Origin of the sequence: Alteromonas sp. Cnat3-28, from assembly GCF_022348265.1 — a bacterium.
Lineage (GTDB): Bacteria > Pseudomonadota > Gammaproteobacteria > Enterobacterales > Alteromonadaceae > Alteromonas > Alteromonas macleodii.
This window is the reverse complement of record NZ_JAKREY010000001.1, coordinates 318,651-333,633: the sequence shown is the minus strand read 5'-3', so window position 1 is coordinate 333,633 and position 14,983 is coordinate 318,651. Positions and strand designations below refer to the sequence as shown.

Here is a 14,983-nt window from a genome sequence, read left to right as displayed (position 1 = left end):
ATGGTTGGTGCTAATTTAAACATAAGTGCCTGTTAAACGATGTTGTTTAAAAATTGCACTTGAAATTTTCTGTCAGATCCTTATATTGTTAGAGCTCTAATGATTATTGTTCGATTTAATTATTTGCTTTTGAATTTGAATTAGCAAAGGTTAAATGGCGTTATCATTTACGAGTTTTCGAAGAGCAATAGAGGAAATAGCGAACGTTATGCCAATGGAAAGTTACCTATCACTAGCGGTGTATTTTATAGCGATGTTAGGGATAGGGTTGTTTGCTTACCGACAATCTACCAGTGATATTTCTGGTTATATTTTGGGAGGGCGACAAGTTAGCCCTCAAGTAACCGCACTGTCTGCGGGGGCGTCTGACATGTCTGGTTGGATGCTAATGGGCTTACCAGGTGCAATGTACTTAACCGGTTTCGATGCGGTTTATATTGCAATAGGGTTGGTTGCAGGTGCGTTGGCCAATTATTTACTAGTAGCACCAAAACTTCGCGTTTATACCGAAGTTGCCAACGACTCGCTGACTGTGCCTGAGTTTTTTGCCAAGCGTTTTAATACGCCTAACTCAAGCTTACGCATTGTTTCAGCAGTGATTATCGTACTGTTTTTCACGCTATACACCTCTGCCGGGTTAGTTGCAGGTGGTAAGTTGTTTGAAAGCGCGTTTTCAGTCGATTATCAGTTAGGCTTATTTATCACGCTGGGTGTAGTGGTATCTTATACGCTACTTGGTGGTTTCTTGGCAGTAAGCCTTACGGACTTTGTACAAGGGTGCATTATGTTCGTGGCGCTGGTACTAGTTCCAATTGTCGCGTTTACCGAGTTCGATAGCGTGTCGCAAATGACAAGCGCCGCTTATCAATCTGTACCCAATTTTTCTGAATCGTTAGAAACGCTAACGATTGTAGGGTTGCTATCGAGTTTAGGTTGGGGCTTAGGTTACTTTGGACAGCCGCACATTATTGTTCGCTTTATGGCAATTCGTTCTGTTAATGCCATTGGCACAGCGCGAAATATTGGTATGTCGTGGATGTTAGTGACCATCATTGGTGCACTGGCAACAGGATTCGTAGGCATTGCTTATGCCAATCAGTTTGGTCTTGCTGTCGACGACCCTGAGACGATATTTATTGTTTTCTCACAATTGCTGTTCCACCCACTTATCAGTGGATTTTTAATGGCCGCTATTTTAGCCGCTATTATGAGTACAATTTCGTCGCAACTGCTGGTTAGCGCAAGTTCGTTAACCGAAGATATTTACCGCGTAATGGTAAATAAAAAGTCTTCAACCAAGGCGCTGAGTGAAAAGCAAACGGTAACAATTGGCCGTTATGGTGTAGCAGGTGTAGCTGTGGTTGCATTGTTATTAGCCATGGATGCGTCGAACACAATTTTATCTTTAGTAAGTAATGCTTGGGCAGGTTTTGGTGCAGCATTTGGTCCGTTAGTACTGTTTTGTCTGTATAAAAAGGACCTTACAGCGAAAGCGGCAATGGCGGGCATGATTGGCGGTGCGGTAACCGTATTGTTCTGGATTTATGCGCCCGTTTTAGCTGACGGTAAAACGTTAAGCAGCGTTATTTATGAAATTATTCCAGGGTTTGCGGTAAGTACGTTAACGCTTTATTTGGTAAGTCGCTTTAGCGAAAACCCATCGTCAAACGTACAGGCAACATTCGCGCAAGCCAGTGAAGAATTAGCAAATCAACAATCTTAAGGTTAAAAAGTTTATTATGAGTCATCCAAATTGGAAACGCGTAGTCATCAAAGTGGGTAGTGCATTGATATCGCCCAACCAACAAGGTTGTAGCAGTCATTACCTTTTGAGCATTGCGCAATTTATCGTGCGATGCAGAGCCAACGGTACACAAGTTGTACTCGTGTCTTCTGGTTCTGTCGCAGCGGGCGCGCATTTGTTTCCAGAGCAAGAAAAGTCAGATATTGCAGTTAAAAAAGCAATGGCAGCAGCGGGTCAAACCGAAATGATTGCCACATGGGACAGACTGTTTGATTTTCCGTCTGCTCAGATGCTTTTAACGCATGCTGACTTACGAGACAGAGAGCGTTACGTAAGTATCCGTGAAACGATATTTAGTTTATTGGACAACAATATTCTGCCTATCGTGAACGAAAACGACACTGTTACCACTGACAAATTGAAAGTGGGTGATAACGATAATTTATCAGCCATGGTGGCGTCGGCAGCTGAAGCAGATGCACTTATCATCTGTTCAGACATTGATGGGTTGTACGATAAGAACCCGCATGAACACGACGACGCACAATTGCTTAAATCAGTTAATACCATTGATCAAAGCATTTATGACATGGCTGGCGGTGCGGTAAAAGGCGGTGTAGGCACCGGTGGTATGCGCACTAAAATTGAAGCGGCCGAAAAAGCCGTTTCGCATGGTATAGATACATATATTATTAACGGCTTTACTGAACTGTCGTTTAATATGCTGCTAGCAGGTGAAAACCCAGGCACGCATTTCAAACCTCACGCCACGCCAATGCAAGAGAATGTGCATTGGATGCGCCATACGTCAAACGCGCAGGGTGAGGTGATAGTAGAAGGGGACTTTGACGCCTCTTTAGCTGGCGACGCAGAGCAACTGACAAGTAGCGAAATTATTGACGTGAAAGGTGAGTTCTCGGTAGGCGACACCATTCTAGTACGTAAAGAAGACGGTACTAAACTGGTAAAAGCCAAGTCGAATTACAGTAGCTGTTTATTGAATTTCATTGCGAATCAGGAAAACGAAGAATTCGCCCATGAGTTTGAGGAAAAGACTGGGCCAATTATTTCTGATCAGCACATAGCAAATCTGGAGAAAGAATGAGCATTATTACAGAGTTAGCACAACAGGCAAAAAAAGCTGCACGTACACTGGCTATTTTAAGCGAAAGCCAGAAAAACGCGGTGTTAACTGATATGGCCGCGGCAATTCGTGCAAATAAAAGCAAAATTATTGAAGTAAACGAAAAGGAAGTCGCGCGCGCCAAAGAGAATAACTTAGACGCAGCGATGGTTGACCGCTTAATCCTAAACGACGAGCGTATTGAAGCCATGGCTGAAGGCATCGAAGTTATCGTTGAACTAGACGATCCTGTGGGTAAAGAGCGCGTTATCGGTACACGTCCAAACGGTATTGAGATTAAGAAAATGCGTATACCGCTTGGTGTTGTGTGCATGATTTACGAAGCACGACCTAATGTTACTGCCGACGCAGGCGCGCTGTGCTTTAAATCGGGTAACGCAGTAATATTACGTGGTGGTAAAGAAGCACTAGATACAAGTTTAGCCATTGCTGAGCTTATGCAAGACGTGCTGGAGAAGCACAATTTACCAAAAGCGCTGGTAACGGTAGTTCCGAATCCAGATCGTGCATTAATGCAAGAGCTAATGGAGCAGCGTGATTATATCGACGTAATTATTCCTCGTGGTGGTGAAGGTCTAATCAACTACGTGACTGACAACGCTAAAGTGCCGGTAATCCAGCACTTTAAAGGTGTGTGTCACCTTTACGTAGACAAAGATGCCAATTTAGATAAAGCCATGGCGCTACTTCTAAATGGTAAAACACAGCGTACTGGCGTGTGTAATGCCTTAGAAGGATTGGTTGTACACCAAGCCGTTGCGGGTGATTTTCTGCCTAAAGTAGCCGACGCATTCAAAGAAAAGGGTGTCAAGGTTCACGTAAACGAAAAAGGCAGCCAATACTTTGATGGTGCTGACGTTATTTCTGAAGACGCGTACGGTGAAGAATATCTTGGCCTTGAAATCGCTATCCGTGTAGTTGACGATTTCGAAGCAGCGGTTGACCACATTGCGCAATTTGGTAGTAACCACACGGAAGTAATTTGTACGGAAGATGCTGAAAAAGGCAAGTTATTCCAACGCGCAGTTGATGCAAGTGTAGTAATGGTTAATGCGTCTTCACGTTTTTCTGACGGTAGCCAGCTTGGCTTAGGTGCAGAAATTGGTATTGCAACCACTAAGCTACATGCTTATGGCCCAATGGGCTTGGAGTCGTTGACTTCAGAAAAATATTTAGTGAATGGCGAAGGCCAAATTCGCGACTAATAAAAAGATGTTTTAACTGGTCGGCATTGTGCCACGAGTTTACATGCTTCATAATTAAAAGCGCTGACATTCGTCGGCGCTTTTTTTTTCGCCTATTCAAATATTTACCCTCGGAGTACAGACGGAGCTTACATGGAGATTGTGATAGACCCCGCGCAGTTATGGCATCAATTTATAAGTTTTGCCAATGATTATAAACTGCTGACATCTCTAGTACTTTTAATTGTACTGCTCTTTCTTAAAAAGGGTGTGTTGCGCCTTATCAGGCGCATTAGTTCTCATCGTGGCGAAGACCGCCGAAACCAAATCAATATCCTAGAGCAGCTGGGTAATGCCTTTATCATTATTGTATTAATGATGGTGTGGAGCTCTGAAATCCAAACACTGGCAATCTCCATTGCTGCCTTTATGGTGGCAATTGTGTTGGCAACCCGCGAGTTTATTCAGTGTTTTATGGGGTTCATTTACTACCTGGGCGCTCGGCCGTTCAGGGTAGGCGACTGGATCCAAATGAACAACATCATTGGTGAAGTGGTAGAAATGGACTGGGCAAAGACAGCGCTTTTAGAAGTAGACCCTGAAAGCTTTAACTACACGGGTAAACACGTGTACGTACCTAACAGTCAGCTAGTGACCCAAACCGTACGAAATCTTAACTTTATGCGTCGCTACCGTTTACACTCGTTTGAAATTGTTAACGAGCCTACGGTAAATGCATATAGCTTGTTACCCGCTTTTCATGCCCGAGCACAAGCGCACTGTGAATACTTTCGCGACGTAGCAGAGCGCTACAAAGGCCTAATTGAACGTCACTTAGAACAAGAGTTTATTCGCATTGACCCAGAGGTTGAGATTAAAACCAATGAACTTGCCAAAGTGGTGGTAAAGGTAAGCCTGTTTTGCCCTACAGCCGAAGCTCACGAGTTAGAGCATAAAATGTGCTCAGACTGGTTAAGTCTGTGGTTCAAAGCGCAAAAAGAAGAGCAACGCCAGCTTCATGCACAGCATAGCGATTCTTCTTCAGTGCAAAATCAAGCTAAAGCAATGCCCGAAGCACAGACAACTACTAGCGGTGCGCTATAGCGTTTATTCCAAGCACGTCCATGCTCTGTGGCTGGTAAAGTGGCCTTGTAAAAAGGCCATTTGGTCAGCCAAAATTCGCCTGTTCATTAAATAAAAACGCTCGTACACATTTGGCCTAAACGGAACTGCTAGTAGAGGCATGTTGGCTTCTTCTGGCGTTTTAGCACCTTTCGCGTGATTGCATCGCTGGCAAGCAGTGGCAACGTTCGTCCAACTGTCTTTTCCGCCGCGAGAGCGGGGGATAATGTGGTCTCGGGTAAGCTGCTTTGGCGTAAACTTATTGCCGCAGTACATACACAGGTAGCTATCGCGCCTAAACAAATAGCGATTAGTAAGGGCAACTTTGCCAGATAAATCTGTTACCTTGCCGTCGCACGCGATAATACTAGACAGGGTAAGCTGACTTTGCAGCCCTTCGTGATTCCAGCCTCCCTTAAGCGTAATAGCATCGCTACCTAGCTCAAATAGCACCTTATCTTGACTGTAAAGCTTTGCGGCTTGTTCAACATCTATCCACTCTTGTGGCATGCCTGCTTTATTAAGTCGAAGTACCAACATGGTTATCTCCTTTAGCACACTAATATTAGACGTTCTTGTTGTGGTTAATCACTTCTGCGCATTGGTCGCACGTGATGTTTATTTAAGTTCTTACGTTGTTCGCTTTTTGTTCTAGCATACGCTGTTTTGTGTCAGTATGATGAAAATATAGTCAATAATTGAAATTTCACAGATATTTCATATAGTCATGGTGCTATAGGTGGTAGCGGTTAATGACCAAATAACACGACAAATTCCGCGCGGGGCTACATTTGACCATGGTATTAACGCCACTTCATGGCTATACTATGCGCCGCGTTTAAAAGCGATAAAATAAAGATTGAAATTAAAGGACAAATAGTGACTCCTATTACTAAATCATTTCAGTATGGACAGCATACTGTAACTCTAGAGACGGGTGTAATTGCTCGTCAGGCAACAGCTGCGGTTCTTGCGAGCATGGACGATACGTCTGTACTGGTAACAGTAGTTGGTAAAAAAGAAGCCAAAGCAGATCAAGACTTCTTCCCACTTACTGTTAACTACCAAGAAAAAGCGTACGCTGCGGGTAAAATCCCAGGTGGTTTCTTCAAGCGTGAAGGTCGTCCATCTGAAGGTGAAACACTGATTGCACGTCTTATCGACCGTCCAATCCGCCCATTATTCCCAGAAGGTTTCAAAAACGAAGTACAAGTTGTTGTTACTGTAATGTCTGCTAACCCAGATATCCCTACAGACATCATCTCTATGATTGGTACTTCTGCAGCCCTTGCTATCTCTGGTATTCCTTTCAACGGCCCAATTGGTGCGGCTCGTGTTGGTTATAGCAACGGTGAATACATTCTAAATACACGCGCAGAAGAGCAAGCTGAAAGCGAGCTTGACCTTGTTGTTGCGGGTACTGAAGGCGCAGTACTTATGGTTGAATCAGAAGCAAGCGTGCTTTCTGAAGACACCATGCTAGGTGCGGTTATGTTCGGTCACGAGCAAATGCAAACTGTGGTTAACGCAGTTAACGAATTTGCTGCAGAAGTTGGCACTGAGAAGTGGGACTGGGCACCAGAAGCAGAAAACACTGCGCTTAAAGACAAAGTTAAAGCACTAGCTGAAGCAGAAATGACTGCGGCTTACCAGATTTCTGACAAGTTAGAGCGTAAAGACGCAGTAACTGCAGCAACTGAAAAAGCACTAGAAGCTATCCTTGCTGAAGACGAAGAACAAGATAAGAAAGAAGTACTAGACCTTCTTCACGACCTTGAGTCTGACGTAGTTCGTTCTCGCATCCTTTCTGGCGCACCGCGTATTGACGGTCGTGACCCAGCAATGATCCGTGCACTAGACGTAGCGACAGGTATTCTTCCTCGTACTCACGGTTCTGCACTATTTACTCGTGGTGAAACGCAGGCACTTGTGGCTGCCACGCTTGGTACAGAGCGTGACGCACAGATGATTGACGAGCTTCAAGGTAAGCGCGACAGCCGTTTCATGCTTCACTACAACTTCCCTCCATACTGTGTTGGTGAAACCGGTATGATTGGTTCACCTAAGCGTCGTGAAATTGGTCACGGTCGTCTAGCGAAGCGTGGTATTCAAGCAGTAATGCCAAGTGAAGAAGAATTCCCGTACGTAGTACGTGTGGTTTCTGAAATCACAGAATCAAACGGTTCATCTTCAATGGCGTCGGTATGTGGTACTTCACTAGCGCTTATGGATGCAGGTGTTCCAATTAAAGCGTCTGTTGCGGGTATCGCAATGGGTCTAGTTAAGAGTGACGACAATTTTGTTGTACTTTCAGACATCCTTGGTGACGAAGATCACCTTGGCGACATGGACTTTAAAGTAGCGGGTACTACCGAAGGTATTACTGCACTTCAAATGGACATTAAGATTGAAGGTATTACTAAAGAAATCATGCAAATTGCGCTTAAACAAGCAAAAGAAGCACGTTTGCACATTCTTAAAGTAATGGACGAAGCGATTGGCGGTCACCGTGAAGAGCTAAGTGAATTTGCTCCACGCATTTACACAATGAAGATTGACCAAGACAAGATTCGTGACGTTATCGGTAAAGGCGGCGCAATGATCCGTCAAATTACTGAAGAGTCTGACACTAACATCGAGATTGAAGACGACGGTACTATCAAAATCTTCGCGACAGAGCGTGCGAAAGCAGACATCGCTATTAGCAAGATTGAGCAAGTAACGGCTGAAATTGAAGTTGGTAAGACTTACAACGGTAAGATTACACGTATTGTAGACTTCGGTGCGTTCGTAGAAGTACTTCCAGGTAAAGAAGGTCTTGTTCACATTTCACAAATCGCTCACGAGCGTGTGAACAAAGTAACTGACTACTTAGAAGAAGGCCAAATGGTTGACGTTAAGGTTATGGAAATCGACCGCCAGAACCGTGTACGCCTAAGCATTAAAGAGCTTCTAGAAAAGCCTGCGCCTAAGTCTGACGACGCAGAGTAATGGCAATTAGGTTTTAAACCTAGTTAGCTGTATATAAGTAAAAAGGGAGCTTGGCTCCCTTTTTTCGTTTTGGGTTTTAAAAGAGATAGCGGGTTGGGTTTCATCCGTTAACCCACACATTCAAACCATAACGAAAAACGCTTTTTTAGAGGTATTAGATAATGGATAAGCAAACGCAAACCGAAGTAGAAGCAGCGGTATTCCGCCGCTTAGTAGAACACCTAGACGCAAATAAAGACGTTCAGAACATTGACCTGATGATTTTGGCCGACTTCTGCCGTAACTGTTTAGCAAAATGGTATTCGGCAGCTGCAAGCGAGCAGGGTGCTGATATCGACTACGAAGCCGCGCGCGAAGTGGTATATAAAATGCCGTATTCAGAGTGGAAAGAGAAGCATCAGCTTCCTGCTACTGATGAGCAGTTGGAGAAGCTAGCTGCTAGGCAGGGGAAGTAGTTTTTAGATAGGACGACATTTGTTTTTGTGTTTTGAAAGTCAGCTTATGCTGGCTTTTTTGTTTTTAGCTTGCGTGAAATACATCAAAATCATCTGCATGTCGATTTGGTGTTTTTAACTTTTGCGCAAAAAACGACGTTACGTTTTTTTCTTTATTTTTATGGTGGTTGTGGTTAAAGTAGTTGCATATACAAGGAGAAATTGTCCCAAAGTGGTGTGGATTAGCATGACGGTTTGGGGACGAGTAGACTGTTAGGCTACTCGATTAAGTTAAAGGATTATCATGGAAAATTTAGAGTTTCTTAAAGAGCCAGTATTTTGGGTATTAACGACAATTGGCTCAATAGCTCTTTCAATAATCGCAAATTTAGTAACCCCTAAAATTTAAAAAGTTTTAGCCAAAAACTCACAACAAAAAAAGGAAACGCTGGAAGCTAAAAATAGAGAGACATTGAGGAAAGTATTAAAGATTCAGCTTTCCGATACTTATAGAACGTCTTGGCAAATCGATGCTGTTCTAGAGTGTGTCAAAGGGGTGGGCATAATCTTATTATTTTTAGCCTTTTCAAGAGTATTCGCCATTTTTCCAATCTATGAATTAAGACTTATTGTTTATCCTGTTCTAGCTATAGGTGCGATCTATGGGTATAAACATATTCAATCGGGTCTTACAAATGCTTCATTGACTAAGCTAGCAGATGAACGTCAGAGCCTTTTTGAAGGTTCAAAAAATGGTTCAACAGATGATGAAGTACAAGAAATACTAAAAAAATGGGACATGGAGAATTTTGGTGTAACTGTTGAGCCGTAGCCTAACAAGTTGCTCAAGTAGGACGTAAAAAGCTTGGTTTGCGCTCCTGCGTCGCTAATTTTAGCCAAGCATTTACGCCTCTTAGCAAGGCGTTAGGGCTATTAGTCATGGATGAGTTCATCACGATAGATAAATTAATTACTTCAGTTCTGGTAGCCATACCAACAGCATTTTTGTCTGTTTATTTAGCTTTGAAGAAATATCGAACAGAAAAATGGTGGGATACTAAGTTATCTTGCTACTTAGACACAGTTAAAGCTTTAAATAGCTTGATTACATATTGCGATAGCCAGTTAGATGTCGAGTTTGAAGAGGTCTCTTATACAAAAGAACAAATTCAAACTAATGAGTCGGAGTTTCACGTAGCAAGATCTCACCTACAGGCACAAGTAAATTTGGGTGAGTTGTTCTTGAACAAAGCATCATATAAAGCAATATTCGACTTTAATAATCGCTTGTTTTCAGCAGAGCGCGAAAATGATAATGCAAAACGCATAGCTAGCATCCGAGTGGTCGCTGAAGAGTGCGTAGGAATTCTAGTTGATAATGCTAAAAAGGATCTTGGTGTAAAATAGCCCTAACAAGCGTATCAACGCATGGACTAATAAAGCTTGGCTTGGTTCGTGCCTCACCAATTTTTGCCAAGCTTTATTAGCCCGTCATGCGGGCGCTAGCTTACTTAAAATGGATATAACCACAATGGAAGCACCAAAAATATGAAGTCATTACTTTTTGCATTCTCTATGATTTTTTCATTCCCAACCTATTCTGCTTTAATTTCAGTCGATTTAGATTCGGCAGGAGATGGTCTTTTAACATACGATACTAGAACTAACCTTGAGTGGCTTGATTTGTCACTTACTGGCAGAAACTCGGTTAACAATATGCTTAATGGGATTAATGGCCGTGACTTTTTTTCTGAAGGCTTTACTCTTGCCTCGTATGATCAAGTTATAGATATATTCACTAGTGTAGGTATTTCAGAGTTTGGATTTACTAGACCAAATGCCGTCAACGATGCGGGAGCCGATCTATTAGCTAGTTTTGGTTTATTCCCTGAAGATGGTATGAGTAGAATAAATGGTATGGAAATATTTGTTTTTGGCCAATCTGGTGGATCCGCTAGTACATCACGTTATATCAGTATGGACAATAGAAATACCTTATCTGCAAGTGTGTTACCTGGATATTACTATGAGTTGAGCGGTGGAAAAATTGTTGCAGGTAGTCAACTAGCTATTAGAAATAGTACAGTCTACCCCTACCAGATTGGCCATGTTCTAGTCCGTCAGGCAACATCTGTGCATGTAACTGAGCCATCAATGTTCACCTTAATGAGCTTAATTATCCTTGGTTTTGCTTTCTCTCGGCGCGCCAAGCACTAAAGAAGACAGGCATTTCCACTACTGCCCCTATTTTATTACACTGATATCACTTCCTCCCGATGATCTGAGATTCTGTGTAGCGTGATTTTTTCATAGTCGTCTCCTGCATTAATCATTGCAAAAAACTCCAATTAAGTCTGTCTCAGTTTAGGGGAAGTGGACAGCTACCTATGTATTGCTGAGTGAAATATGTACAGTAAAGATCAACAGGCCCTAGAAAGACAGGCATGTTTATGTACTCCAGCTAATGCTGGCTTTTTTGTTTTTGGCATGCGTGAAATAAGACTAAACAAGACAGGCATGTTTAGTTCATTAAAGATGACATAACAGTTTTTCTTTATTTTTCTGTTGGTTGTGGGTTATTGTGGTTATTAATACAAGGACAGGTTTCCCGAGAGTGGTGTGGAATCGCATGACGGTTTGGGGATGAGTAAGCTGTTATATCTTTTAACCAAGTTAAGCACTTTTTTATGACTAAAAACGTTCATGAAGATATAAGAGCAACACAAGCGAAATGGCTTTACTCGGCGATATCAGGGTTTTGTGCTGCTTTTTTTCTGGCTTTATTTAGTGGGGCAGAGCAAATAAATACTTCTTGCAGTCTTGAGATCTCAACTATTTTATTTGCGATAGCTCTTCCTTTATTTTGCGTATTTTCAATAACTCACATTTATCTTCATGAGCAAACTCTTAAAATTGAGGATTACGAAAATATTCTGCGTAAAAAGTGGGTGCCTTGGTTAACCATTTTTGCCTTCGGTGTTCTAGTCTTTGCTATCGGCTTTTTAATTAATCACTTTTCGGCGATTGCATCATACGCTTATGTCTTGAGTATAGTGTTTTGCTTCATAACATTTTCTTTTATATACATAACAACGCATAAGGTCAAAGCGAGTTCAAAGTAAATATAAGACTAAATAAGACAGGCATGTTTGTGGATATACGGAATCACCATGAAAAGCAAACTTTCACTTGCACAATATGTTAAGAAGCGGAATGGGGTTCCATTAGGGGCAAGTGGCTCCATGACAAACATGCTTTCGCGCTCTTTTGGTGCCGCATCTTTTCCAATTTTTTGGCACTATTGGAATCCGATCTGGAGTTACTACTTATCTCGCAATGTCATGCGTCCACTTGCGAGTTTTCTTCCTGTTTCGTTAGCTACTTTTCTTACGACTAAATAAGACAGGCATGTTTAAAAACGACTAAATAAGAGAGGCATGTTTATGTACTCCAGCTGATGCTGGCTTTTTTTGTTTTTGTCTTACGTGAAATACACCAAATTCATCTGAACGTCGGTTTGGTGTTTTCTATAAATGGGCGAAAAACGACATTACAGTACTTTATTTCTCCGTTTGTTGTGGATTAGCATGACGGTTTGGGGACGAATAAACTATTTTGTAATTAAAATAAATCCACTTCGAAGGGGGAAGTAAATGGAAGCTTCCAAGGCACTAGGGCTTGCGGGTTTCATAATAGTAGGTGCAATTGGGCTATTAGCATATCTTTGTTATGACGCAAATCTTTTTACAGTAAAGGACTTTTTTAATTCGTCTTCTATTAAGGAAGACATGAAGTGGGTGGCTGGTATAGGTGCAGCAGTTGCCCTTCTACTTCTATCAGTTCCTGGCTTAATACTACTTTGGATGTCTGAAGTGGGTCATGAAATAGCGGACTAAAAAGACAGGCATGTTTGCGTAATACAACCGTTCTCAGCAACAAACTCGTTATACGCAGCTATGGCAGCTTTGTTTTCTTTTTTCCATCTTTCTTCTTCAACACTTTTTAACTTGTCTTTAAGTGCCTGTTCTAAGGTTGCAGACAGATTAACTTTTAAGTCTCTAGCTTTTGCAATAAGTCGCTGTTTAAGCTCAAATTAGTCGATTTTTTGGGCATTACTAAACAAGACAGGCATGTTTATGTCTACCCTCTAATACACATGAAGCGGAATGAAACATAACAAAAAATTAAGCCACTCATTTCGTTCGCTGGGTCGCATACATGCGGGGCGGCTTCGCTATTATGCCCCACTTGTATGCGCCCCTTATTTAAAAGTTAACTCCTTAAGAACCAAGATCAAATAATGAGTGATAAAAAGAAAATACTACTTTTGAGGTTGATGGTGATACCGTCGTTAGTTTTTTTCTATGTCTTTTTTCTGCAGCCTTTACACCTAAAGATACGCCCTCGGTAGATGCAAGTGTCATGAAAAAATGGGTGGAAGATAATAGAAAAACCGATAGTTATATGGTTTATTTGAGCGGGGGAAGTGTCAAAAAGAAGAAGCAGGCAATTCCTCAAGGGTTGTATAGAAAAATTGAAATTGGTGATCAAGTCAAGTTGAACATCCTAGATATTTTGTTTTTTGCTGTAGGAACACTAAACAAGACGGGCATGTTTATATAATGTCGTCAGACCACGGTAAATCCGATGGTGGTGGTACCGGAGATATCGGAAGCGACGAGTACTTGCACTATAAAATCCTGTAATATGTACTAGCTCATCGCTTCAAACATATTTGTTTCGGACTAAATAAGACAGTCACCTTTATGTGTATTAAACGACTAAAAAAGACAAACATATTTGTTTCAATAATGAACCACACTTAAAATACTTACTTACTTAACAGGACAGGCATGTTTATGTACTCCAGCTAATGCTGGCTTTTTTGTTTTTGGCTTGCGTGAAATACACTAAATTCATCTGGGGACTAAACAAGACAGTCATCTTTTTTATTGGAATCCGATCTGGGGTTACTACTTATCACGCAATGTTATGCGTCCACTTGCGAGTTTTCTTCCTGTTTCTTTAGCTAGTTTTCTTACATTTCTCGTTAGCGGCGCGCTTCATGATTTAGCGGTCTCAATCGTTGAGCTGAAAACCATTATCTTCTTCACACCTTGGTTTGGGTTAATGGGTTTGATTGTTGTAGTTTCTAAAAGGGCAGGGCTCTCATACGGCCATGTAAGTTGGCCTGTTCGTGCGTTAATAAATTCATCGTTTATTTTAGTATCGTTAGGTTTAATGTACTTCGTGGAAAAGTTGTATACATAACAAGACAGAGATAGGCGTATAGTCTTGCGTACATGAAGAGGAATGGTGGCTTAAAGACCTAGAGTTATAGTCTCGAAATTAAAAGCTCACTTTCAAGTGTCTCAAATTAGAAAAATAAATATCAATAAAAATTAGGAGAGAAAATGCACCCAAATAGACATGCTATCGCTTTTGGAAGTCTAGTATTTTTGGTGGTATCGATTGTTTTAATTATTGCGGCATTATTTTGGGGTTGGCCAAAATATAAAGTCTATAAGAAAGAAATGGATGGTATTGCTGCACTGAAAGAAGCAGAGTGGAGCAAGCAAATACTTATTGAAGAAGCCAAGGCTAGAGAGCAAGCAGCGTTAATGCAGGCGAAAGCCAGAGTCACACTGGCTCAAGCATAAGGTGAGGCTAAAATTGTACAAGCTAAAGCCGAAGGGCTAGCTGATATTGAGCGAGCAAAAGCCGCTGCTGAAGCTAATAGGATTATTGGCGAATCGCTTAAAGGCAATGAAGAATACCTTCGCTACGTTTGGATTAAAGGTCTTCAAGATGGAAATGGTGAACGCATTTATATTCCTACTGAAGCTGGCCTTCCAATACTCGAAGCGGGTAAGGCAGGGAAGTAATGCTCCTCTACTGGATAATAAGGGTTAAGAGCTATGGCAAAAATTTTAATATTTGGAAACTCTGGTTCAGGAAAATCTACGCTGGCAAAGCACTTATGCAAAACACAAGGTTTAGCTCATTTAGATCTAGATACATTAGCGTGGAAACCTACTAGTCCTCCTGAGAGAAAGCCTATTGATGAGTCTGCAGAAGAGATAAACACTTTTATTTCTTCCAACGACAAGTGGGTAATTGAAGGCTGTTATACAGACTTACTAAAAACTGTAGAACAGCAGTCTACTGAAATTATATTTATGAACTTACCTACTAAAAAAGACAGGCACCTTTACAAAGAATACTAACAATCGCCAGCGACAAAAATCCAAGGGCTCGTTTGGCTTTGCCCCTTTTTAAACAACATATGTCGTTAAACATTTAGGAATTAGTCACTATGGGACTAAATAAGACAGTCACCTTTATGTGTATTAAACGACTAAAA

General features: G+C 41.6%; 16 protein-coding genes and 2 pseudogenes. 16 read left to right on the top strand and 2 right to left on the bottom strand.

What is annotated here, in order from left to right; genetic code table 11:
- Window positions 1–208: 208 nt before the first annotated feature.
- From putP to MHM87_RS01465, 4 genes are all read left to right on the top strand, one after another.
- Window positions 209–1,723, top strand: a complete 1,515-nt coding sequence (gene putP, locus MHM87_RS01480) for a sodium/proline symporter PutP (RefSeq protein WP_239257650.1) — start codon at window positions 209–211, stop codon at window positions 1,721–1,723.
- A gap of 16 nt (window positions 1,724–1,739) precedes the next feature.
- Entirely contained in the window at window positions 1,740–2,849 is a 1,110-nt protein-coding gene (proB, locus tag MHM87_RS01475) for a glutamate 5-kinase (RefSeq protein ID WP_049587803.1), read from the top strand.
- A complete protein-coding gene (locus MHM87_RS01470; RefSeq protein ID WP_039229394.1) occupies window positions 2,846–4,093 on the top strand; it encodes a glutamate-5-semialdehyde dehydrogenase in 1,248 nt (415 codons plus the stop codon). The genes proB and MHM87_RS01470 overlap by 4 nt, the downstream gene beginning before the upstream one ends.
- Window positions 4,094–4,225: 132 nt before the next feature.
- Complete coding sequence (locus tag MHM87_RS01465; RefSeq protein WP_239257579.1) at window positions 4,226–5,176, top strand: mechanosensitive ion channel domain-containing protein; 951 nt, start codon at window positions 4,226–4,228, stop codon at window positions 5,174–5,176.
- A 3-nt stretch (window positions 5,177–5,179) separates the two neighbouring features.
- Here MHM87_RS01465 and MHM87_RS01460 read toward each other — a convergent pair whose 3' ends face one another.
- Window positions 5,180–5,734, bottom strand: a complete 555-nt coding sequence (locus tag MHM87_RS01460) for an HNH endonuclease (RefSeq protein WP_239257578.1) — start codon at window positions 5,732–5,734, stop codon at window positions 5,180–5,182.
- A 339-nt stretch (window positions 5,735–6,073) separates the two neighbouring features.
- Here MHM87_RS01460 and pnp point away from each other — a divergent pair, with 339 nt between their 5' ends.
- The 8 genes and pseudogenes from pnp to MHM87_RS01420 all read left to right on the top strand — a co-directional run bounded on the left by pnp (window position 6,074) and on the right by MHM87_RS01420 (window position 12,515).
- Window positions 6,074–8,185: a polyribonucleotide nucleotidyltransferase gene (gene pnp / locus MHM87_RS01455; RefSeq protein WP_044583850.1), complete on the top strand. Its 2,112-nt coding sequence runs from the start codon at window positions 6,074–6,076 to the stop codon at window positions 8,183–8,185.
- A 161-nt stretch (window positions 8,186–8,346) separates the two neighbouring features.
- Window positions 8,347–8,640 (top strand): DUF1244 domain-containing protein, encoded by a 294-nt coding sequence (locus MHM87_RS01450; protein ID WP_012518312.1) that lies wholly within the window; start codon window positions 8,347–8,349, stop codon window positions 8,638–8,640.
- Window positions 8,641–9,091: 451 nt separating this feature from the next.
- Entirely contained in the window at window positions 9,092–9,451 is a 360-nt protein-coding gene (locus MHM87_RS01445) for a hypothetical protein (protein ID WP_239257577.1), read from the top strand.
- A gap of 107 nt (window positions 9,452–9,558) precedes the next feature.
- Entirely contained in the window at window positions 9,559–10,026 is a 468-nt protein-coding gene (locus MHM87_RS01440) for a hypothetical protein (protein ID WP_239257576.1), read from the top strand.
- 141 nt (window positions 10,027–10,167) lie between these two features.
- Entirely contained in the window at window positions 10,168–10,836 is a 669-nt protein-coding gene (locus MHM87_RS01435) for a hypothetical protein (protein ID WP_239257575.1), read from the top strand.
- A gap of 470 nt (window positions 10,837–11,306) precedes the next feature.
- A complete protein-coding gene (locus MHM87_RS01430) occupies window positions 11,307–11,741 on the top strand; it encodes a hypothetical protein (protein ID WP_187447554.1) in 435 nt (144 codons plus the stop codon).
- 48 nt (window positions 11,742–11,789) lie between these two features.
- Window positions 11,790–12,011, top strand: a pseudogene (locus MHM87_RS01425) (acyltransferase); the annotation flags it as partial.
- 261 nt (window positions 12,012–12,272) lie between these two features.
- Complete coding sequence (locus tag MHM87_RS01420) at window positions 12,273–12,515, top strand: hypothetical protein (protein WP_239257574.1); 243 nt, start codon at window positions 12,273–12,275, stop codon at window positions 12,513–12,515.
- On the opposite strand, the gene MHM87_RS01415 is transcribed toward MHM87_RS01420, so the two are convergent.
- The gene (locus tag MHM87_RS01415) at window positions 12,512–12,661 is read right to left on the bottom strand and encodes a type II toxin-antitoxin system CcdA family antitoxin (protein WP_239257649.1); all 150 of its coding nucleotides are present in this window, start codon (window positions 12,659–12,661) and stop codon (window positions 12,512–12,514) included. The genes MHM87_RS01420 and MHM87_RS01415 overlap by 4 nt on opposite strands.
- 380 nt (window positions 12,662–13,041) lie before the next feature.
- On the opposite strand from MHM87_RS01415, the gene MHM87_RS01410 reads away from it, so the two are divergent.
- The 4 genes and pseudogenes from MHM87_RS01410 to MHM87_RS01395 form a co-directional block, all read left to right on the top strand.
- Window positions 13,042–13,242, top strand: a complete 201-nt coding sequence (locus MHM87_RS01410; protein WP_239257573.1) for a hypothetical protein — start codon at window positions 13,042–13,044, stop codon at window positions 13,240–13,242.
- Window positions 13,243–13,533: 291 nt separating this feature from the next.
- A complete protein-coding gene (locus tag MHM87_RS01405) occupies window positions 13,534–13,890 on the top strand; it encodes an acyltransferase (RefSeq protein WP_239257648.1) in 357 nt (118 codons plus the stop codon).
- A 143-nt stretch (window positions 13,891–14,033) separates the two neighbouring features.
- The gene (locus tag MHM87_RS01400) at window positions 14,034–14,279 is read left to right on the top strand and encodes a hypothetical protein (RefSeq protein ID WP_239257572.1); all 246 of its coding nucleotides are present in this window, start codon (window positions 14,034–14,036) and stop codon (window positions 14,277–14,279) included.
- 258 nt (window positions 14,280–14,537) lie between these two features.
- A pseudogene (locus MHM87_RS01395) lies at window positions 14,538–14,810 on the top strand (AAA family ATPase); the annotation flags it as partial.
- Between the last annotated feature and the right edge of the window lie 173 nt (window positions 14,811–14,983).